An 18,264-nucleotide genomic window follows, 5' to 3' on the forward strand; every position below is an offset into this window, starting at 1 on the left:
TCCGCGGACTGCGGCGCGGGGGAACCGTTTTTGTCGAACGACACCGTACCGCACGGTATGGTTACGACGACCCGCCGAGAGGACGGGACGTGGTACGAGTGTGAGGACTGCGGGATGCTGTTCGACGCCGAGGAGGACGCCGAGGCGCACGAAGGACACTGCGACACCGAATCCCCCTCGTATCTGCAGTGACGGACAGGGAGGGGAGAAGGGTCGCCGGCGACGCGGGGAGCGACGGCTCCGAGACGATCCGGGTCGGATCGAGTCGATCACCCTCACGGGGTGGATCGCAGTCGGTCATCCTCCCGGGGACGCGCGAGCACGGCGTCGACGGCGCGGTTCAGCGGTGATCGTCGAGCATCGACTCGGCGTGTTCGCGCGAGGTGGCGACCTGCCACCGGACCGTCGAGCCGTCGCCGTACGCGAGCGCCTCCTTCAGTTCGTCCCGGAGCGGGCCGGCGTCGACGCCGAGGGAGTTCCCGTCGTCGTCACCGAGTTCGTACACGCCGTACCGGTCCGGCACCGCCCGAAGCGTCTCCTTCGACAGGGGTTTCCAGGGCTTGCGGAGGCTCACGGCCCGGCCTCTGAATCGTCCCCAGCCTCGCTTTCGGCGTTCACGAACTCGTAGGAGTCTTCTCCCCAGTCGTCCTCGACGAACGCGAACACCCGGCCGCGGGCGGTTTCGGGGTCGGCTTCGACCTCGTAGCGGAGTTCGCCGACGCGACGGACGACGACTCCGGGGAACAGTTCTTCGTCCTCGTCCTGGTCGAGGACGACGCGGCCGACGCCGGTCGATTCGAGGATGTCGTCGTGGGTCTTGCGGTCGTTGACGTAGACGAGGACGCCCTCGGAGTCGGTCGGATCGGTGACGAGGACGTGGAGGTCCCGCCCGGGCTTCGTCGTGAGCGTCCCCGGCACTCTCTCGGGAACGCCACGGTAGAGGGTCCGGCGGCCGTCGGTGTACTCGACCTCGACGCCTTCCTCTAAGAGTGCGACCGAGAGCGTGCTCGGGGCGACGTCGGTTCGGTGCGGCGCGCTCATACATGGGCGTTGGCGTCGAGCGGTAAAGAGCGTCCGTATTCGGTTGGCGGTTTCGACCCCCGGGGGTGGCGCGTGGCGTCGCGCCGGCTCATCGGCGTTCCTGTGAGGTGAGCGAACGGGAGCCGGCGAGACCGCAGGTCTCGCCAGACGACCCGCGCGCGAGGGGAGACCATCGGAGCCGCGAACGCAGTGAGCGACGAGGAGCGCGCTCGGTTGGGGGGACGTGGCGTTTCGCCGCCCTGGCGACTGCGCTCACGTCACGCTCGCGGCCGTGTTCGTCCCGAGAGACTCCGTCCTCACGCGCGTCGGTTCGTCCTCGGCCGTCGATCCGGGCGGGGCCGGGTCCGAGGCGAGTCGGATGCCGCTCTCGACGCTCAGCCGACACACGCCCACCACGCGAACCGTCACACCTAAACGACGGGTTCGCACACGGGACACGTATGAAGGGTCGCGGTCGCGCAGTCGCGCTCGGTGCCGGGACGGTGTTGAACGCGCTCGCCACCGGCGTCGGTTCGGCGTTCGCACTCGACGTCGAGACGACGGCGACGGTCGAACTCGACGGCTCCGGCCGGATCGAGGGCGCGGTCGCGGAACAGCCCGACGCCGACACGAGACTCGTCGAACGGTGCGTGGAACTGACCGTCGACCGGTACAGCCCCGACGAGCGCGTCGGCGGCCACGTCCGCACCGAGAGCGAGGTGCCGATGGCGGCGGGGTTGAAGTCGTCGAGCGCCGCGGCGAACGCGACCGTCCTGGCGACGCTGTCGGCGCTCGGCGTCGACGTCGGTGACGGCCCCGCCGCGGTGAGCCGGCTCGACGCCTGCCGGCTCGGCGTCGCCGCCGCCCGCGACGCAGGCGTGACCGTGACCGGCGCGTTCGACGACGCCTCCGCGTCGATGCTGGGCGGCGTCACCCTCACCGACAACACGGCCGATGAACTCCGCTCTCGCGAGGAACGCGACTGGGACGCCCTCGTCTGGACCCCGCCGGAGCGCGCGTACAGCGCTGAGGCCGACGTCTCCCGCTGTGAACGCGTCGCGCCGATGGCGCGGCTCGTCGCCGACCTGGCCTCCGAGGGAAGATACGCCGAGGCGATGACCGTCAACGGCCTCGCGTTCTCGGCGGCGCTCGGCTTCCCCACGGAGCCGGCGATCGAGGCGATGCCCCACGCCGCGGGCGTCTCCCTGTCTGGGACGGGCCCGAGCGTCGTCGCCGTCGGCGAACGGGCGGCGCTAGAACCCGTCGCCGCCGCCTGGGACGAGCGCGACGGGACGACACGGCTGACGACCACGCGAACCGACGGCGCGCGCGTCCTGTGATCCGACACGCCACGACGGACTGACCGAGACCACACCGATCGACACCACTCACAGCATGACAGAACCCAAGCCCGAGGACATGGACCTCGACGAACTCCGCACAGAGATCGAAGACATCGACCGCGAGATCGTCGAACTCGTCGCCCGCCGAACGTACGTGGCCGACACGATCGCCGACGTGAAAGCCGAACGCGACCTGCCCACGACCGACGAGTCCCAAGAAGAGCGCGTGATGGAACGCGCTGCGCAGAACGCAGAACGGTTCGAGGTGGACGCAAACCTCGTGAAGGCCGTCTTCCGGTTGCTGATCGAACTGAATAAGGCGGAGCAACGGCGGAGTCGGTAGACTAGGCGTTCCGGACCAGTGTTGCTGACGGACGGGTAGACTCCGCGTCCGACACCAGTTCTCTCGAGGTCACAAGAGGACCTGCCCGTGGTCGTTCAGCGGGCGTGAGTGGGCCACACGTCACGCCACGATCCGGTGGGTTTTCCCGTCGGGCGTCGGGAGTCGCAACCCGGCAGATGGTCACCACCGCTACACTGGGACGGCTCGTAGCCGGCCTCGTCTTGCTCCTCGGCAACGGCTACTTCGTCACCATCGAGTTCGCGATGACTCGCGTCCGGCAGTTCTCGGAGGCGGAGTTCACGGGATCGAGCGGCCTCGAGCGGGCCTGGGAGATGACCGAACGGCTCGAGATCTACCTCTCCGGCTGTCAGCTCGGGATCACGATCTGTAGCGTCGGCCTGGGCGTCGTCGCCGAGCCCGCGCTCGCGGCGATCGTCGACCCCCTGCTGATCGCCGTCGGCGTCGAGGGCATCCTCGGGGGCACCACCGGCGGGCACTCGGCGCTCGCGGCGCTGACGGCGCTCGCGATCATCAACCTGCTGCATCTGACGGTCGGCGAGCAGGCACCGACGTATCTCGGCATCGAGCGGACGAAGACCATCGCGAAGTACGGTGCGCCGATCCTCTACTGGTGGACGCGGCTCCTCTCACCGGTCATCCGCCTCGCCGACCGGGTCGCGAAGGCGCTCCTCTCGCTCCTGGGGGTCGAGATCACTCGCTCGTGGGCCGAAGAGGAACTCGAAGGGGACGAGGAACCCGCCACGCGCGCGGAGCTACTCAGCCGGATGGGCGACGTGTTGACCACGATGGACCTCTCGCCCGAGCGCCGCCGCGAGGTGATCAGCGCGCTCGCGATCGACCGGATCCAGGTCCAGGACGTCATGGTCGACCGCGAGGAGATCGTGGCCGTCTCGACCGAGCAGTCGACGGGCGAGAACCTCTCGATGATCAGCGCGACACCACACACCCGGTTCCCGCTCGTCGGCGAGAGCCTCGACGACGTCGCCGGCACCGTCTACGTCCCGTCGCTGCTGGAGCACTGGGGGGCGCTTGAACGCGAGGAGGCCGACTTCGCCGACCTCGCCGCCGCCCCGATGACGGTCCCGCCGGAGCTCGCCGTGAGCGACCTCATCGACCGGTTCCAGACCGAACAGCAGGAACTGGCGGTCGTCGTCGACGACGGCCACACCGTGGGGTTGGTCACGACGACGGACGCATTCGAGACCATCGCGGGCGAACTGGAGGACCCACTCGACGGCGAGGCGTCGGTCACCGCCGACTGAGGGTGTCCGGGAGCAGGGAGATCGTGTCCGGGAGTCACCCGGCGAGTGCGGCCTGAACCCGGTCGTCGGCCAGCGAGTCGATCGAGCGTGGCGGATCGGGCGCGGCAGCCTCGGGAAGCCGGAGCCGCCACCAGCCGACGTCGTGCCAGTCGCCGTCTTTGTAGCCGACGTCGTCGAAGACGCCGACGCGGTCGAAGCCGAGCGCCTCGTGGAGGGCGACGCTGGCGGGGTTCGGCAGGGTGATCACGCCGTACGCGTTCGCGTACCCCTGGGCCGTCAGGAGGGTGAGCAACGCCTCGTACAGCCGGCGGCCGACGCCCTCGTGCTGGGCGGTCGCGTCGACGTACACGGAGAGTTCGGTTGACCAGCGGTAGGCGTCGCGCTCGCGGAGCGCCCCGGCGTACGCGTAGCCGGCCACGCCGTCGTCGCGCTCGCAGACGAGCCACGGGAACTGTTCGAGCGTCTTCGAGAGCTTCGTCTCGAGCGTCGCGACCGACGGGACCGTCGTCGCGAACGAGACGGCCGTCTCCTCGACGTAGGGCGCGTAGATGCGCCGGATCCCGGGTGCGTCAGCCGGCGTCGCCATCCGGAGGCAGTCCATGAGCCGACGCCGCAACCCGAGGCAGTAAGTCCAGTGGTTCGGTGGCGGACGCCGACGCCGGGAGAGAGTATATATCACACCTCGTGAATGTCTGTGTATGACGCCACCGTTCGACGAGATCGCCTTCCTCACGCGATCGCCGAATCGGGTTGCGGTGTTGGGGGCGCTCGCCGAGGGGCGGTACTCCCGCCGGGAACTCGTCGACGAGACGCCCGCCTCGCGCGTGACGGTCGGCCGGATCCTGCACGACTTCGGGGAGCGCGGATGGGTGCGAAACAGCGGTGAGGGGTACGAAGCGACGACACGGGGCCGACTGCTCGCCCAGGAGCTGCTGTCGGTTCTCGACCGGCTCCGGGCGATCGACCGGCTCGATCCGGTGTTACCGTGGTTCCCGATCGACCGGCTCGACGTCCCGCTGTCGGCGTTCGGCGACGCGGACGTGACCGTCCCCACCACGGCCGAGCCGAACCGTCACCACCGACGGATCGGAACCGTCGGTGGGATCGCCGACCACGCCCGGATGTACTCCCAGGGGGCGACGAAGGAGGCGATCGACATCCACCGGTCGGCGATCCGGAACCGTGGACAACGGCTCGAACTCGTCCTCACCCGCCCCGCGCTCGACGCCATCGCGGCGGACGATCAACTCCGTGCCGAGTTCCGCACGCTCGCGGCGGCGGCCGCGTTCGTCGGCACGGTCGAGCGAGAACTGTCGCTCCCGTTCGTCGCCCTGTTCGACGGGCGCTGTTTTCTCGGGGCCGTCACCGACAGCGGTGCGCCGGCGGGCGTCGTCGAGTCCGACGACGACGCTCTCGTCGCCTGGACGCAGCGGACGCTCGACGAGATCCGGGCAGCGGCGGTGCCACTGGACCTCGACGCGTTCACGGCGTGAACGGCCGTTCACGGGGTGAGCTTAAGACACTCCTGTCAGTATTTCAATTATGAAGGAAGTGCGTACTAACAGACTGTTCGACACGTCTGACTGTCGGCGTGTCGGTGAGGAGTGGTCGACGGCGGACGGACGCGTCGGGGCGCGACGGTGAACGTGTCGACGACAGACGGCCTGCAGGGCGGTCTCGCGGTTCTGCTCGTCCTGACGGTCGTCCTCGGAAGCGTCGGCGTCTACGTCGCGACCGTCCCGGCAAGCGCGGCGACGACACGGGTCGTCGACGCGGGCGGCGGCACTCCCTACAAGACGATCCAGGCCGCGCTCGACGCGTCGGACGCCGGCGACACGGTCGAGGTACGACCGGGCGTCTATCGGGAGGCGATCACGGTCACGAAGGAGGTGACGCTCGTCGCCCCGAACGGCGCGACGCTGAACGGGTCGACCGTGCAGGAGCAGTCGCTCGGCGCGGGGACGGTCGGCATCACCGTCGACCCGGCTGTCGGATCGGGCCTGACCATCGACGGGTTCACCGTCGAGCGGTACACCGATGGGATCACCGTGGGGGCGTCCGCCATGGAGAGCTCCCGGAACGCTGACGAGTCGATCATCACGGGCGGGTGGACCATCCGTGACGTCACGGCTCGGGACAACGCCGAGGACGGCGTCGACGTCGGGGCAGTCGACGGCACCCCGTGGACGATGACCCGCGTCACCGCCGTCGGCAACGGCGACGTCGGTATCGAGGTCGACGGATATCCGAACCCGAACGCCGTCGGCTGGACGATTCGGGAGAGCAACGCGTCCGACAACGGCTACTACGGTGTGTACACGAGCAGCTCGATGGGCAGGTGGCGACTGCTGGACTCGACGACCAACGACAACGGGGCGTCGGGCGTCCAAACCACCGCCGAGGACAGCGCGTGGGTCATCGGGAACCACACCGCGTCGGGCAACGCCGACTTCGGCATCCACCCTATCGGGAACTTCCAGGGTGACTGGACCATCCACAACGCGACCGTCACGGACAACGGCGACAGCGGCATCGGGGGTGGGTTCGGGAGCAGCGGCGACTGGACCATCCGCGACTCGGTGGTCACGGGGAACTACGACTGGGGGCTGTACGTCCCGAACAACCCGGGTGACTTCCGAATCGAGAACGTGACCGTCCGCGACAACAGTTGGGGCGGCATCGCGGTGACTCGCGCGGAAGGGAACTGGCGCATCGACGACTCGCGGATCGAGAACAACGGCGACTACCGGGGCTACTTCGGCGTCAACGCGGAGTTCACGCTCGGCTCGTGGGCCGTCAACAACACCGTCATCACCGGCAACGTCAACGGTGGCATCAACGCCGAAGAGGGGCGGGACGGCCGACCCGTCGGCGACGCCACCGACAACTGGTGGGGGCAGGCCAGCGGCCCGCTCGCGGGGCAGTGCGTCGGCAACGTCGACTGTGGCTCACCGCTCACCGCACCGCCAGGGACGACCGCATCGCCGGCAGTCGTCTCGGGAACGGTGACGAACGACAGCGGCGTCGGACTCGCGGGAGTAGAGGTGGCCGTCTACCGCGACGACGGCACGGGGACGTTCACCGCGTACGAGACGAACACGACGGATGCAGCCGGTCAGTACCGCGTCGACGTCGACGTCCCGGCGGGCGAGACGACCGCCCGGTTCAAAGTCGAGTTCGAGGACCCGAGCGGCGTGTATCTCGGCGAGTGGTACGACGACGCTGCGGGAGAGAGTACGGCCGACACGCTCGACGTCCAGAGCGGCTTCACCGCGTTCGCCGACGCGGAACTGGCCGACAACACCGCCACCGTCTACGGCCGGGTCAGAAACGAGAGCGGCGACCCCATCGAGGGGATACTCGTCGTCCCGTATCGCGAGGACGCCGGTGGCGACCTCAGACAGCTCCCTGGCGTCGGAACCGACGCGACAGGGCAGTACACGTACGAGATGGACGTCCCGCCGGGCCAGTCGGGCGCCAGGGTCAAACTGCTGTTCGCCGACCCCGACGACGTGTACGCCTCGCGGTACTACGACGACGCCGAGACGCTGGCAGACGGGCTAGAAGTGTACGTGCCGGCTGGCGAGCGCCGGCTCGTCAGCGGGACCCTGCCTAGAGAAGCCGACGTCACGGCCGGCTTCTCGGGGACGGTGACGGACGGGTCGGGCGCGCCGCTGTCGGACATCGACGTGGCCGTGTTCCGTGACGATGGCACCGGCACGTTCCGCGAGTGGACGACCGAATCGACCGATTCGAGCGGGGAGTTCGACGTCGACGTCGACCCGGTCGACTCGGACAACGCTCTCGTGCGCGTCAAACTCCGCTTCACCGACCCGAGCGGCCAGTACACCGAGCAGTGGTACGACGGGGCGAGCCAGTCGACCGCAACCGTCGTCGCGGGGCTTGTGAGCGCCGAGCGCGCCGATCTGAACGCGACACTCGTCGACGACGCCCCGCCTGCGCCCGACGTCGCCCGCGTCTCCGGCTGGGTGACGAACGAGTCAGGAGCACCGATCGAAGACGCGTTCGTGAACGTCTACATCGACGACGGGACCGGCGCAGCCTCGCTGGGCGCTTTTACGTTCACAAGCGCCAGCGGCCAGTACGCCGCCGAGGTCGACCTGCCTGCCGGTGAGTCGAGTGTCGACGTGAAGGTCGAATTCACCGACACCGACGACGTCTATGCCTCTCGGTACTACGACGACGCGACACGCTACAGCGACGCGACAGCCGTGACCGTTCCCGGTGGCGAGACGCGCTTCGTGAGTGAGTCGCTCCCCGTGGCGGACGACGTCACCGGCGGGTTCTCGGGCACGGTGACGAACGAGTCGGGTGACCCACTCCCCGGTATCGAGGTGACGGCGTTCCGCGACGACGGCACCGGCAGCTTCCGCGCGTGGACGACGGAATCGACCGACGCACAGGGACGCTACGACATCGACGTCGAGCCCGCGAATCCGAGTGACAACCGCGTCACAGTCAAACTCCGTTTTACCGACCCGACGTGGGAGTACGCCCAGGAGTGGAACAGCAGCGGCTACCAAGACATCCGGACGATGGCCGATGCCACCGAGATTAGCGCACTCGTCGGTGACTCACGGGTCCGGAACGAGGAACTCGAGCGAAACGTCGTCACGGTCAGCGGCGTCGTCAGGAACGAAGCCGGCGACAGCCTAGAGGACATATTGGTCGTCACGTACCGCAAGGAGGCGGATGGAGGGTTCACGCAGTACGATTCGGCAGCGACCTACACCGACGAGTTCGGCAGATACGAGACGGAGGTGCCCGTCCGAGATGGGGAGACGACGGTCGACCTGAAGGTCGGCTTCGCTGACCCCGACGGTGAGTACGCGAGAACGTACTGGCGGGACGCGCGGACGGTGTCGAACGCAGACGTCATCGACGACGCAGTCGCCGGCTGGACGCTCCCGAACGTGATGGCGACGATGCCCCGTCGCGACGACGTGGCTGTCACGTACTTCGGCATCGTCTACGACGAGAACAACGACGTGCTGGAGGACATCCGCGTGACGGTGTTCCGCGACGACGGCACCGGTAGCTACGGCGAGTGGACGAACCTGCGGACCGACGAGAACGGCTACTGGGAAGGAGCAGTGTATCCGCCGCCGGGCGAACAGAACGTCTCAGTGAAAATTCGCTACCGCGACGACAGCGGCGACTACCTCGAAGAGTGGGAGTCCAACGAGAGCAGTAAGGCAACGGCCGACGTCGAGAGCGGCACCGTGGGAGAGTACATCGACCTCATCGGCACAGTGCTCGCACCAGCACCGAAAACACAGGTGTCGGGCGTCGTCCGCGCAGACACAGACGGCAACGAGGCACTCGACGGCATCCGAGTGACGGCCTTCCGTGACGACGGGACAGGAGACTTCGACCCGTTCGCCACGCTGACGACGGACGAGTTCGGCTACTACGAGTTCCAAGTGCCGCCACCGCCGGGGTCGTCGACAGTGTCGACTCGACTCTATTTCCGCGACCCGACGGGCGAGTATTCGTCGATGTGGTATCGCGATGCGCGGCGCGCGGCGGGGGCGACACAGCTAAACAGCCCTGCCGGTGAGGGGAACTACTTCAACGACCAGTGGCTTCCCGAGGCGGGGATGCTCCTCGGCGTGTCGGTGCAGGCGCTGTCGACCTGTCAGAACCCAGCCGACGAGTCGAGTTGCACCTTCCCGAACGACGAGGACACGGTGACAGTCGGGCCAGGAGAAGAAGTGGCCGTCCACTACGAACTGTGGAACGGTGACGACGAGGTGTACACCGACTACGACGTCGACGACCCCGCGACGGGGACCACGATGTTCGGTGCGAACCACCGGGTCGCTACCCTCACGACGCGCACCACGACGACGACGCTGACGTCTCCACTCGTCGACGGAAGCTACGATTATCAGGCGAACGCCACGAGTATCTCCGAGAGCGGCAAGGTGAGTAACTCCTCGGCGTCGTACACGATCGGGGTCCAGGGCTCGGTCGTCCAGCAGGCGAGAGCCGGTGACCGCTTCGACGCGTCGGTGTCGAACCCGGGGGCGGGAACGCCGGTGCTCGTCGACGGAGGCACGCAGGGCCTAGCGAATCTGTCGAACACGACGTTCCAGAGCGTGCTCCTGACGACCGACGGCGGAGATTTCAGCCTGAACCTCACCGGCAGCGACGACGCACCGAGCGGGACGTCTTCGCTCCCGCTCGCGGCGGGCGGAACGTCGCTGGGGTACGTCACCGTCGACCACTCCGTGCCCGACGAGAACGTCGACGAGGTGGTCTTCCGGTTCCGCGTCTCACGGCTTCGACTCGCCACCGCGGGCGTCTCCCCGGGTGACGTCACGCTGTACCGCTACGTCGACGGCTCGCCGACGGCGCTGTCGACGGCGCTCGTCAGGACCACGCCGACCGCGTCCGTCTTCGAGGCGACGTCGCCCGGACTCTCGGTGTTCGCGGTCGGCGCGGGCGAGTTGACATCGACGCCGGCGGACAGTGACGGCGGCAGTGGGAGCGCCGACACCGACCGGGACAGCGACGACAGGGAGTCACCGACACCGACCCCGGTGCCGACGCCAGTGTCGTCCGATTCCGACGCGACGGTCACTCCGCAGGCGACGGAGACACCGGCGTCCGAGTCGACGACAGCGACCGGAGGTGTGTCGACCGCAGTCGAGACGTCCGAACCCGAGACGTCCGTTGCCGACTCCGAGGGGACGACAACGGTCGGTGCCGACGCCACGACGCCGACCGACGCCGAGCCGGCGACCACGTCGACGACGTTCGACGGCTTCGGAGCGCTCACGCTGCTGCTGGCGCTGTTCGCCGTGCTGTCGGTCGTCCTGTCCAGGCGACGCCGACGGTAGTAGCGCGGGGTTTTATCTCCGGTACGCTGTCGCGAGGCCGTCGAGCGCCTCGTGGTGTCGGGTCGGATGCGGGGCGAGAAGCGGCGAGACGCTCACGTGGCCGTCGACGACCGCCCGTCGGTCGGTCCCATCGGGGTCCGGGAGGTCGTCGTCGCGCATGCGCTCCCAGATCCGGTCGTGGAGCGTGAGTCGGTCGTCGCCGTCGGGCCGAGCGGTCATGTCGTACATCGTCGACGGCTCGGTGATGCGCATCTCGGGCTCGTCGACCGCGTCCAGCGGCGCGTTGACGTTCAGGTAGTCGGCACCCTCGAAGACGCCGGCCTCGAGGGCGTGGGCGGCGAGGTACGTGGCGGCGTCGGTCGCCGGCCGGAAGTCCTCGGTGTCGGTCGCCAACTCCTCCCAGGGTCGGTCACCGCCGGGGACGTACAGCGAGACGGCGATGGCGGGCACGTCGAAGAACGCGGCTTCCACGGCGGCCGAAACGGTGCCCGAACGACCGAGGACGTACGCGCCGAGGTTCGCACCCTTGTTACAGCCGGCGACGACCATGTCGACGTCGGGACAGAGCGACTCCAGCCCGACGACGGTGCAGTCCGCGGGCGTCCCGTGGATCGCGTAGCCGAGTGCGTGCTCCTCGACGAGCACGTCGGCCGACATCTGTCGCCCCACCGCGCTCTTGTCCTCCGCGGGTGCCACGGCGGTCACGTCGGCGACCGACGACAGCGCGTCGTACAGCGCGCGAAAGCCCACGCTGTCGATGCCGTCGTCGTTCGTCAGGAGGATCTCCATAGTCTACACATCGATGGTGTCTGCAAAAACGCTCCGCTTGCGCGACGGACGGAGCAGGCGTCAGGCGACGCCCTCGTAGAACTCCCGGGCGTCGACGCGGCGGTCGTCGGCCGCGGTCACCAGCGCCGCCGCGACGGCGGCAAACCCCTGTCCCTGCGGCGGGATGGCGCTGGCCACGCTGTCGAGCGACGCCCTCCCGCGCACGAACGCCGTTTCGGCGTCCCTAGCCAGCCTGGCGGCGGCGTACGGTGCTCCGCTTCGGCGCTTCCCGCGGGCCTGCGAGAGGAGACGGACGCCCTCGATCACCCCTCCCAACGCGTCGAACAGCCGATCGAGCACCTGCGCTTCGGTCTCGAGTTGCAGGCGCTTGTCGTCGTACTCGGCGCGCGAGAGCCGGTCGACGACGCCGACCGACTGCACGTACCGCCTCTGGGAGAGTTCGGAGACGACGGCGGTCGCCCGCTCCCGGCGGCTCGCGACCCGGTCGCTGATCGAGCCCACCGACTCGGCGTCGACGTACTCGACGGCGTCGACGAACTCCTCGAGGTCGATGTGCGCCTGGACGAGCAGTGACTGGGCGTCGATCGCGAGCCGGAGGAGCGTCTTGACCCGGCGGAGGCGCTGGATCGTCTGCTCCTGCTCGGCCGAGATACCCTGTCGGTTCGCCGCCTCGTAGGCCGCCTGCGCGTTGTACAGGTGTTCGATGGACGGCGTCGGGTCGAAGGAGGCGGTCGCGGCCGTGATCGCCGTCAGCGAGCCGCCGTCGCCCGCGTACGCGTCGACGGCGCGGTCGGTCTGGTCCCGGGCCCGGTCGAGCAGTGCCGGGACGTCCATTCGGCGCAACGCCGCGGCCGACGGCGTGCCGCCCGACGGCGTGGCCGCCGCCGTGGCGGTCGCCGTCCCTCCTTGCCTTCCCCCGGGAGCCTCAGACTCGTCCGTATCGCTGGCAGAACCGCTCGACTGGCCGGCCGACCCGGTCCCCCCACCGAGCGGGACGAGACCGGTACAGCCGGAGAGTCCGGCGACGGCGACGAGAAGGGCGCGCCGGTGCATACCCGCTCTGCCGTCCGGCGACGGTTAACGCTATCGCCGCTGATATCCATACTGATAACGAGCTGGCGGGTGCGGGGTCGGGTCGGCCGCGCTCGGGGACGGCTACCCGACGAAATCGACCACGGTCGTGTCGTCGACCACAAGGTTGTACGCCCCCTCGTCGTCGTTCCAGAGAACGAGCGCCTGCTCGAACGAGAGGACGCTCCCGTACGGGGCTCCCGCGAGCACCTCGTTCAGCGACGTCTCCCGCGTGAGGACCGCGAACACGCCGGTGGACTCGCTGCCGTCGCCGATCTTGAAGACGGGGTTCGTGTCGTCGTCGTCCGTCAGATCGTGGCTCAACTTGACCGCGAGGAGATCGACCCGCCGCGTGACGTGTCGGTCGGCGTCGGCCAGTTTCGCGTGCCGTGCGGGGTCCGCCCGGACGGCGAGTCGTCTGGTCCCGTCGGGTCGGAAAACGGCGTACGCGAACTGAACCGTCGGGTTGGTGAACGCGCCGGGGTCGTCGCCGGCCTCGTCGAGGCGCGACTGGAACGACGGCACCGCGAGGTCGGCCCGGACGTCGAACGACCAGCCACGGTCCGAGGGCTCCGCGTCGGGCCAGAGGCGGAGCGTCGGTGCGTACACCGTCGCGCCCGTTCGCGAGACGACTTCGCGTTCGACCGTCCGGAGCGCCGTCGCCGTGTTGAGATCCGCGGGTTCGAGCGCGACGACCGCGCCGTCGGGCGCGAGCACGTCGAGCGACCGCTCGACCGCGGCCACGGGGTCGTCGAGTTCGCTCAACACGTTCGAGAAGACGACGAGGTCGAAGCCACCGCCCGAGACGCCCGAACCGGGGTCGTCGACGAGTCCCGGGAGATCGAGCGCTTCGATCGTCGTTCGGTGGATCGTCGGGTGGAAGTTCCGCCCGGTCTCGCCGAGCAGGCGTTCGAGGACGTCGGCCGCGGCGCTCGGTTCGACGGCGTGGTAGTCGACCAGCGCCTCGCGTGGGAAGAAATCATGCAGGCCGAGCGCCGGGCCGCCGGTGCCCGCGCCGACGTCGAGGACGCGGAGCGGCGTCTTGACGAGGCCGCGCTCGGCCAGCGTGTCGAGGACGTACCCCACGGTGGCGTAGTAGTCGGGCAGGTGGTAGAGCCCGTAGCCGAGCGCGACGCGGTCGTCGTACGCGACGGACTGGCGGCGGTAGTACCGCTCTTTCAGTCGGCGGATCGTCTCGCGCAGGCGATCGCCGGACTCACCTCGGTGCCAGTCGATCCCCTCGCGCTCGACGAGGAACTCCTCGAACGCGTGGGCGTACCGCTCCGGAAACGCCGTCGGGGCCCACCCGGGTTCGACGACGCATTCGGGAGCCGGGACGAACGTGCCGTCGTCGCGCTCGACGAGACCCAGGTCGACCGCCTCCTCGCGGAGCACCTGCCGCACGACCGCGGGGTGGGGGCTCCCGTCGACGTACTCGTAGATCTCGTCTGGATCGATCGGTCGGACCTCGCGCAGGTACTTCGCGTTGGCGCGGATCCCCTCGCGGTCGGTCATCGGCGGTCCTCGTGGGCGCGGTCGTCGGCATCGTCGGTGCCTTCGCTGTCGTCGGCATCGTCGGTGCCTTCGCCGGACTCGACGGCGTCGCGGTTCCCGACGGCTCCGCTCGCCTCCCGATAGAGCGCGTCGAACGTCTCGTCGTCGGCGGCCGCCAGGCGGGCGGCGGCGTCGGCGACCCGCTCGGCCCCGTCGAACGTCGCCTGGATCTCGCGGTAGACCCGCGGGGTCCCGCCCGTGACCGTCTCGACGAGCTCGGCGAGCGCGCCGGAGACCGGGGTGTGGAACTCCGGTCGTACCTCGCGGGCGGCCAGGGCGTACGCGATGACGGCGGCGTGAGCGCTCGACTGGACCGTCTCCATCGCCCGGTCGTGCTCCGCGGCGGTCGTCTCGAAGAGGGTGTTGCCCGCCGCTTCGAGCGCGGCGCGGAGTCGGTCGGTCGCCGGCCCGGGTTCGTCGGCGGTGACCGCGACGTTGCCGGGCGCGTTCGCGGGCGCGAACAGGGGGTGGAAGCTGACCCGCTCTCGATCGGGGACGTGGGCACGCATCGCCGCCAGGGGCGGTGCCATCACGCCCGTGACGTCGACGGTCGCCTCCCGGACCCGGTCGGCCTGCGCGGCGACGCTCGCGTCGATGGCCGAGATGGGAACCGCCAGACAGATCACGTCGAACCGCTCGGTCCCGTCGACGGGGACGGTCCGGGCGTCGAGTGCGGCGGCGGCGTTCGCGGCGGTGGCGGCGTCCGTGTCGGCGAACGCGACGTCGATCTCGCCGGGTGCGGCGCGCTCGACGGTGTCGGCGAACCACCGCCCCATCGACCCCGCGCCCACGACGAGCAACTGCATCGCGCACCTGTAGCCCGGGACGTCGCAAAAGGCTTCGGAAGCGGTACGGGCTGACCGCCGCCGGCCGAGCGAGCGAACCCCACGAGACGAGAGCGGGCGGTCAGTCCACCGGAGTGAGCCGAACCCGCGACCACGGGACCGGTTCCTCGTCGTGTCCGTCGACGGTGCCGTCGAGCGACACCGTGTCGGGATCGACCGGTGCGCCGAACCGGACGACGAACAACGGGGCCGCCGCCTCGATCGTCCGTCCGTGGCCCTCCATGTCGACCGCGCGGGCGCGGACGGTCCCGGTCCCCTCGTCGAACGCTTCGAAATGTGAGGTCAGTAGTTCGGGGTCGACGTCGGTGACGGGGACGCCCGCCCGGAGGGTGAGCTCGAACCGTCTGATACCCGCCGGCGGGGCCTGCACCACGACAGCGATCGCATCGGTGTCGCCGTCGCCCCCATCTCCTCGGTCGCTGGCGGCCCCGCCGCGGTCTTCACTCGCGCTCCCGGATTGACCGTCCCCGTCCGCGCGCGCACGCCGCGAACCACCGTCGTCCGTCGTCCCCGTCGCGGCCGCCCCGTCGGTCGGTTCACGGAACAGTCGGAGGAGCCGACTCAGGACCCCCTCGGTCATGGGTGCGCGGACGGTCGGCGGGCGTCGGCGCTCGCGGCCGTCTCGGTGCGTGGACGGGGACGGACCCGGGACTCGTCGGGGTCGTGGCGACGCGGATGACACTGTCGCGACATAGCCGTCTCGAAGCGTTCGACGGACAAGACGGTGCCGGCCGACGGAGCCGGATCCCGACCGGACCGACCGTTTCGTCTCCAGGTTCTAACAGTATACTCTCGTTGAAACGACTCGAAGAATCCGTCTGACATTCGTCACACTCTAATAATCTAATTTGATATTTGAAACTAATATGTTATACACAGAGCCAAATTCTGTTTCGAATAATGAGATTTCCGCGAGTTTCGGGATCGACACTCGACGGGAGACATATATCACTTCCCGGGGGTTTCGACGGTGACCCGACGCTGCTCGTCGTCTCGTTCCAGTGGCAGCAACGCTCCCTCGTCGACCCCTGGTGTTCGGTCGCCGACCGACTCGCGGAGCGGTACGACGAGTTCGAGTACTACGAACTGCTCGTCGTCGACTGGCGGAGCCGGATGCTCGTCGGGCGGACCCGGCGCGCGGATCTCCTCTCGGGGGATCAGCACGAACGGATGCTCGTCCTACGCGTGAACAAACGCCAGTTCCGCCAGTCGCTGGGGCTGCTCGGCGAGGAGACGATCTACGCGCTCTTGATCGACGAGGACCACGTCGTTCGCCAGGCGGCAGGATTCCCGTCGTCGTCGACGATCGAGGGGCTCCTGTCGCTGCTCGACGACTGGGACGCGGCCCGGCCGACGACGAGTCAGAGCTCGAACTCGACCGGGTAGTCGGTCAGGTTCTCGTACCCCGTCTCGGTGATCACGGCCAGGTCCTCGATGCGGACGCCCCCCACCGAGGGATCGTACAGTCCGGGTTCGATCGTGACGACGTGTCCCGGCTTCAGCTCCTCGCCGTCGGGGCTCACCCGCGGGCGCTCGTGCACGTTGAGTCCGACGCCGTGGCCGGTCGAGTGGATGAACCCGACCTCCGTTTCGGGATCGGACCGCAGCGTGGGATAGCCCGCCTCCTCGTAGACGTCGCAGACCACGTCGTGGACCTCCTCGCCGGTCACGCCCGGTTCGAGCGCGTCGAGCGCCGCTTGTCGCGCCGCGTCGGTCACGTCGAACCGTCGCTGGAGTTCGGCGGAGGCGTCGCCCTTCAGGAAGGTCCGCGTCATGTCCGCGTGGTACTTCGTCGCCTTCGAGCGCGGGAAGATGTCGACGATGACCGCCTCTTCGGCCCGGATCGGGCCGCTTCCGCGGTCGTGGGGATCGGCGGCGTCCGCACCGCAGGCGACGATCGTCTCGTCGAGCGCACAGCCGTGGCGCAAAAGCGTGATCTCGATCTCCTCTTTGACCCGCTCGGCTGTCAAGGTCCCGTCGTCGCCCTGGAGACGCCCGTCGGCGTCGACCGTCGCCTCCCGGAGGAGGCGTTCGGCGGCCGCCATCGCCGCCTCGTTCGCGCGCTGGGCCTCGCGGACGTGGTCGACCTCCTCGTCCGTCTTCGTCGCCCGGATTCCCGTGAGGACGTCCGTGTCGTCGGCCACGACCGTCAGGTCGGCCTCGCGGAGCGCGTCGCCGACGCCGAGCGGGAAGTCGGCCGGCACCACGACGCGCTCGACGCCGTGCTCGGCGAGGAAAGCCGCGATCGTCCGCGCCCGCCCGACGAGCGCGCCGTGGTCGGCGACCCGGTCGCGGTAGCCGTACTCGACGAACCGGGAGACGGACGCCGCACGGGACTCGGTGCGCGCCCGGCCGTACTCCAGGCTCGACACGAGCAGGTGGACGCCGCCGTCGTCGTCGCTACCGGGGAGATAGAGCGTGACGAACGAGTCCGGTGCGTCGAACCCCGAGAGGTACCGCTGGTTCGAGTCGGTCCCGTCGGCGTCGATCAGGTAGCCGTCGAAGTCGCCGCCGAGACGGCCGTCGAGGGGAGTGAGATCGCGGCTCATGCGGTCCGATTGGACAGCGGCGGCAAAACGGTTGTCCCCGGCGGGTACACCGACGCCGGAGACACCGACGCCGGAGCCGACGCGCCGTGAGCCGCTATCGGTCCGGGAACTCGCTTTTCACGACCGACACGAGACAGTCGAACTCCTCGCCGAGGTGGACGAGAAGGTCGTCGAGCGTCACGATCCCGACGAGGTCGTGGTCGGCCATCACGGGGACGCGCCGGACGCCCTGCTCGCACATCTGTCGGGCGACCGTCGCGACGCCGTCGTCGGGGTCGACGGCGAAGACGTTCGTCGAGAGGATGTCGTTGGCGATGCACTCGTCGGGGTGACGACCCTCGGCGAGGCCCGACACCACGAGATCGCGGTCAGTGAGCAGTCCCGCGACCGTCCCTTTGGCGTCGACGACGACGACGCTTCCGACCCGTTCGTCCCGCATCACGCGGGCGATCTCCGTCACCGTCGCCTCGAGGTCGACCGTCACGACGTCTCGCCGTGCAATCTCTCGGATCGTCATACCGGACGTACGAGCGCGGGAAGTAAATCGCTGCGGTCGTGGGGTCACGTCGCACAACCGACCACAGCCCCACCACCGTCACGT

The 18,264-nt window shown here is 69.1% G+C and carries 18 protein-coding genes; 7 read left to right on the plus strand and 11 right to left on the minus strand.

Annotated elements, in window-relative coordinates:
- The first annotated feature begins 57 nt into the window (after positions 1-57).
- Positions 58-192, plus strand: coding sequence for a DUF7128 family protein (locus NKJ07_RS05905; protein WP_318569656.1), 135 nt, complete (start codon positions 58-60; stop codon positions 190-192).
- 148 nt (positions 193-340) lie between these two features.
- Here NKJ07_RS05905 and NKJ07_RS05910 read toward each other — a convergent pair whose 3' ends face one another.
- From NKJ07_RS05910 to NKJ07_RS05920, 3 genes are all read right to left on the minus strand, one after another.
- Positions 341-574 (minus strand): DUF7508 domain-containing protein, encoded by a 234-nt coding sequence (locus NKJ07_RS05910; RefSeq protein ID WP_318569657.1) that lies wholly within the window; start codon positions 572-574, stop codon positions 341-343.
- A complete protein-coding gene (locus NKJ07_RS05915; protein WP_318569658.1) occupies positions 571-1,041 on the minus strand; it encodes a DUF5796 family protein in 471 nt (156 codons plus the stop codon). Before NKJ07_RS05915 ends, NKJ07_RS05910 begins: the two co-directional genes overlap by 4 nt.
- Before the next feature lie 252 nt (positions 1,042-1,293).
- Complete coding sequence (locus NKJ07_RS05920) at positions 1,294-1,449, minus strand: hypothetical protein (protein WP_318569659.1); 156 nt, start codon at positions 1,447-1,449, stop codon at positions 1,294-1,296.
- 32 nt (positions 1,450-1,481) lie between these two features.
- Between NKJ07_RS05920 and NKJ07_RS05925 the strand changes: the two genes are divergently transcribed.
- The 3 genes from NKJ07_RS05925 to NKJ07_RS05935 all read left to right on the plus strand — a co-directional run bounded on the left by NKJ07_RS05925 (position 1,482) and on the right by NKJ07_RS05935 (position 3,989).
- Positions 1,482-2,360: a shikimate kinase gene (locus NKJ07_RS05925; RefSeq protein WP_318569660.1), complete on the plus strand. Its 879-nt coding sequence runs from the start codon at positions 1,482-1,484 to the stop codon at positions 2,358-2,360.
- A 55-nt stretch (positions 2,361-2,415) separates the two neighbouring features.
- A complete protein-coding gene (locus tag NKJ07_RS05930) occupies positions 2,416-2,706 on the plus strand; it encodes a chorismate mutase (protein WP_318569661.1) in 291 nt (96 codons plus the stop codon).
- Positions 2,707-2,882: 176 nt separating this feature from the next.
- Positions 2,883-3,989, plus strand: a complete 1,107-nt coding sequence (locus NKJ07_RS05935) for a hemolysin family protein (RefSeq protein WP_318569662.1) — start codon at positions 2,883-2,885, stop codon at positions 3,987-3,989.
- 34 nt (positions 3,990-4,023) lie between these two features.
- Here the strand turns inward: NKJ07_RS05935 and NKJ07_RS05940 are convergent, their stop codons facing one another.
- Positions 4,024-4,590 carry an arsinothricin resistance N-acetyltransferase ArsN1 family B gene (locus NKJ07_RS05940; RefSeq protein ID WP_318569663.1) on the minus strand — a complete coding sequence of 189 codons (567 nt, stop codon included), beginning with the start codon at positions 4,588-4,590 and terminating at the stop codon, positions 4,024-4,026.
- 97 nt (positions 4,591-4,687) lie between these two features.
- Between NKJ07_RS05940 and NKJ07_RS05945 the strand changes: the two genes are divergently transcribed.
- The gene (locus tag NKJ07_RS05945; protein WP_318569664.1) at positions 4,688-5,482 is read left to right on the plus strand and encodes a helix-turn-helix transcriptional regulator; all 795 of its coding nucleotides are present in this window, start codon (positions 4,688-4,690) and stop codon (positions 5,480-5,482) included.
- A 153-nt stretch (positions 5,483-5,635) separates the two neighbouring features.
- Positions 5,636-10,855, plus strand: coding sequence for a right-handed parallel beta-helix repeat-containing protein (locus tag NKJ07_RS05950; protein WP_318569665.1), 5,220 nt, complete (start codon positions 5,636-5,638; stop codon positions 10,853-10,855).
- A gap of 12 nt (positions 10,856-10,867) precedes the next feature.
- On the opposite strand, the gene surE is transcribed toward NKJ07_RS05950, so the two are convergent.
- The 5 genes from surE to NKJ07_RS05975 all read right to left on the minus strand — a co-directional run bounded on the left by surE (position 10,868) and on the right by NKJ07_RS05975 (position 15,694).
- Positions 10,868-11,644, minus strand: a complete 777-nt coding sequence (gene surE, locus NKJ07_RS05955) for a 5'/3'-nucleotidase SurE (protein ID WP_318569666.1) — start codon at positions 11,642-11,644, stop codon at positions 10,868-10,870.
- A gap of 60 nt (positions 11,645-11,704) precedes the next feature.
- Positions 11,705-12,697 (minus strand): hypothetical protein, encoded by a 993-nt coding sequence (locus NKJ07_RS05960; RefSeq protein ID WP_318569667.1) that lies wholly within the window; start codon positions 12,695-12,697, stop codon positions 11,705-11,707.
- A gap of 102 nt (positions 12,698-12,799) precedes the next feature.
- Entirely contained in the window at positions 12,800-14,230 is a 1,431-nt protein-coding gene (locus NKJ07_RS05965; RefSeq protein WP_318569668.1) for a small ribosomal subunit Rsm22 family protein, read from the minus strand.
- A complete protein-coding gene (locus NKJ07_RS05970) occupies positions 14,227-15,075 on the minus strand; it encodes a prephenate dehydrogenase/arogenate dehydrogenase family protein (protein ID WP_318569669.1) in 849 nt (282 codons plus the stop codon). The genes NKJ07_RS05965 and NKJ07_RS05970 overlap by 4 nt, the downstream gene beginning before the upstream one ends.
- A gap of 100 nt (positions 15,076-15,175) precedes the next feature.
- Complete coding sequence (locus NKJ07_RS05975; RefSeq protein WP_318569670.1) at positions 15,176-15,694, minus strand: hypothetical protein; 519 nt, start codon at positions 15,692-15,694, stop codon at positions 15,176-15,178.
- Positions 15,695-16,014: 320 nt separating this feature from the next.
- Between NKJ07_RS05975 and NKJ07_RS05980 the strand changes: the two genes are divergently transcribed.
- Positions 16,015-16,500, plus strand: a complete 486-nt coding sequence (locus tag NKJ07_RS05980; protein WP_318569671.1) for a hypothetical protein — start codon at positions 16,015-16,017, stop codon at positions 16,498-16,500.
- Here the strand turns inward: NKJ07_RS05980 and NKJ07_RS05985 are convergent.
- Together NKJ07_RS05985 and NKJ07_RS05990 are read right to left on the minus strand one after the other, a co-directional pair.
- On the minus strand, positions 16,476-17,663 hold the full coding sequence (locus tag NKJ07_RS05985) for a Xaa-Pro peptidase family protein (protein ID WP_318569672.1): 1,188 nt from the start codon (positions 17,661-17,663) through the stop codon (positions 16,476-16,478). The two genes, NKJ07_RS05980 and NKJ07_RS05985, sit on opposite strands and share 25 nt — an antisense overlap.
- 94 nt (positions 17,664-17,757) lie before the next feature.
- On the minus strand, positions 17,758-18,180 hold the full coding sequence (locus NKJ07_RS05990) for a CBS domain-containing protein (protein WP_318569673.1): 423 nt from the start codon (positions 18,178-18,180) through the stop codon (positions 17,758-17,760).
- Positions 18,181-18,264: the final 84 nt, after the last annotated feature.

The sequence above is a fragment of the Salinigranum marinum genome (genome assembly GCF_024228675.1).
In the GTDB taxonomy this organism is placed as follows: Archaea; Halobacteriota; Halobacteria; order Halobacteriales; family Haloferacaceae; genus Salinigranum; species Salinigranum marinum.

Excerpts from the sequence above, each read along its gene's own strand:
- NKJ07_RS05905 (WP_318569656.1), top strand. The coding sequence starts at position 58 with ATGGTTACGACGACCCGCCGAGAGGACGGGACGTGGTACGAGTGTGAG.
- NKJ07_RS05915 (WP_318569658.1), bottom strand. The coding sequence starts at position 1,041 with ATGAGCGCGCCGCACCGAACCGACGTCGCCCCGAGCACGCTCTCGGTC.
- NKJ07_RS05925 (WP_318569660.1), top strand. The coding sequence starts at position 1,482 with ATGAAGGGTCGCGGTCGCGCAGTCGCGCTCGGTGCCGGGACGGTGTTG.
- NKJ07_RS05930 (WP_318569661.1), top strand. The coding sequence starts at position 2,416 with ATGACAGAACCCAAGCCCGAGGACATGGACCTCGACGAACTCCGCACA.
- NKJ07_RS05935 (WP_318569662.1), top strand. The coding sequence starts at position 2,883 with ATGGTCACCACCGCTACACTGGGACGGCTCGTAGCCGGCCTCGTCTTG.
- NKJ07_RS05940 (WP_318569663.1), bottom strand. The coding sequence starts at position 4,590 with ATGGACTGCCTCCGGATGGCGACGCCGGCTGACGCACCCGGGATCCGG.
- NKJ07_RS05945 (WP_318569664.1), top strand. The coding sequence starts at position 4,688 with ATGACGCCACCGTTCGACGAGATCGCCTTCCTCACGCGATCGCCGAAT.
- surE (WP_318569666.1), bottom strand. The coding sequence starts at position 11,644 with ATGGAGATCCTCCTGACGAACGACGACGGCATCGACAGCGTGGGCTTT.
- NKJ07_RS05960 (WP_318569667.1), bottom strand. The coding sequence starts at position 12,697 with ATGCACCGGCGCGCCCTTCTCGTCGCCGTCGCCGGACTCTCCGGCTGT.
- NKJ07_RS05965 (WP_318569668.1), bottom strand. The coding sequence starts at position 14,230 with ATGACCGACCGCGAGGGGATCCGCGCCAACGCGAAGTACCTGCGCGAG.
- NKJ07_RS05970 (WP_318569669.1), bottom strand. The coding sequence starts at position 15,075 with ATGCAGTTGCTCGTCGTGGGCGCGGGGTCGATGGGGCGGTGGTTCGCC.
- NKJ07_RS05975 (WP_318569670.1), bottom strand. The coding sequence starts at position 15,694 with ATGACCGAGGGGGTCCTGAGTCGGCTCCTCCGACTGTTCCGTGAACCG.
- NKJ07_RS05980 (WP_318569671.1), top strand. The coding sequence starts at position 16,015 with ATGAGATTTCCGCGAGTTTCGGGATCGACACTCGACGGGAGACATATA.
- NKJ07_RS05985 (WP_318569672.1), bottom strand. The coding sequence starts at position 17,663 with ATGAGCCGCGATCTCACTCCCCTCGACGGCCGTCTCGGCGGCGACTTC.
- NKJ07_RS05990 (WP_318569673.1), bottom strand. The coding sequence starts at position 18,180 with ATGACGATCCGAGAGATTGCACGGCGAGACGTCGTGACGGTCGACCTC.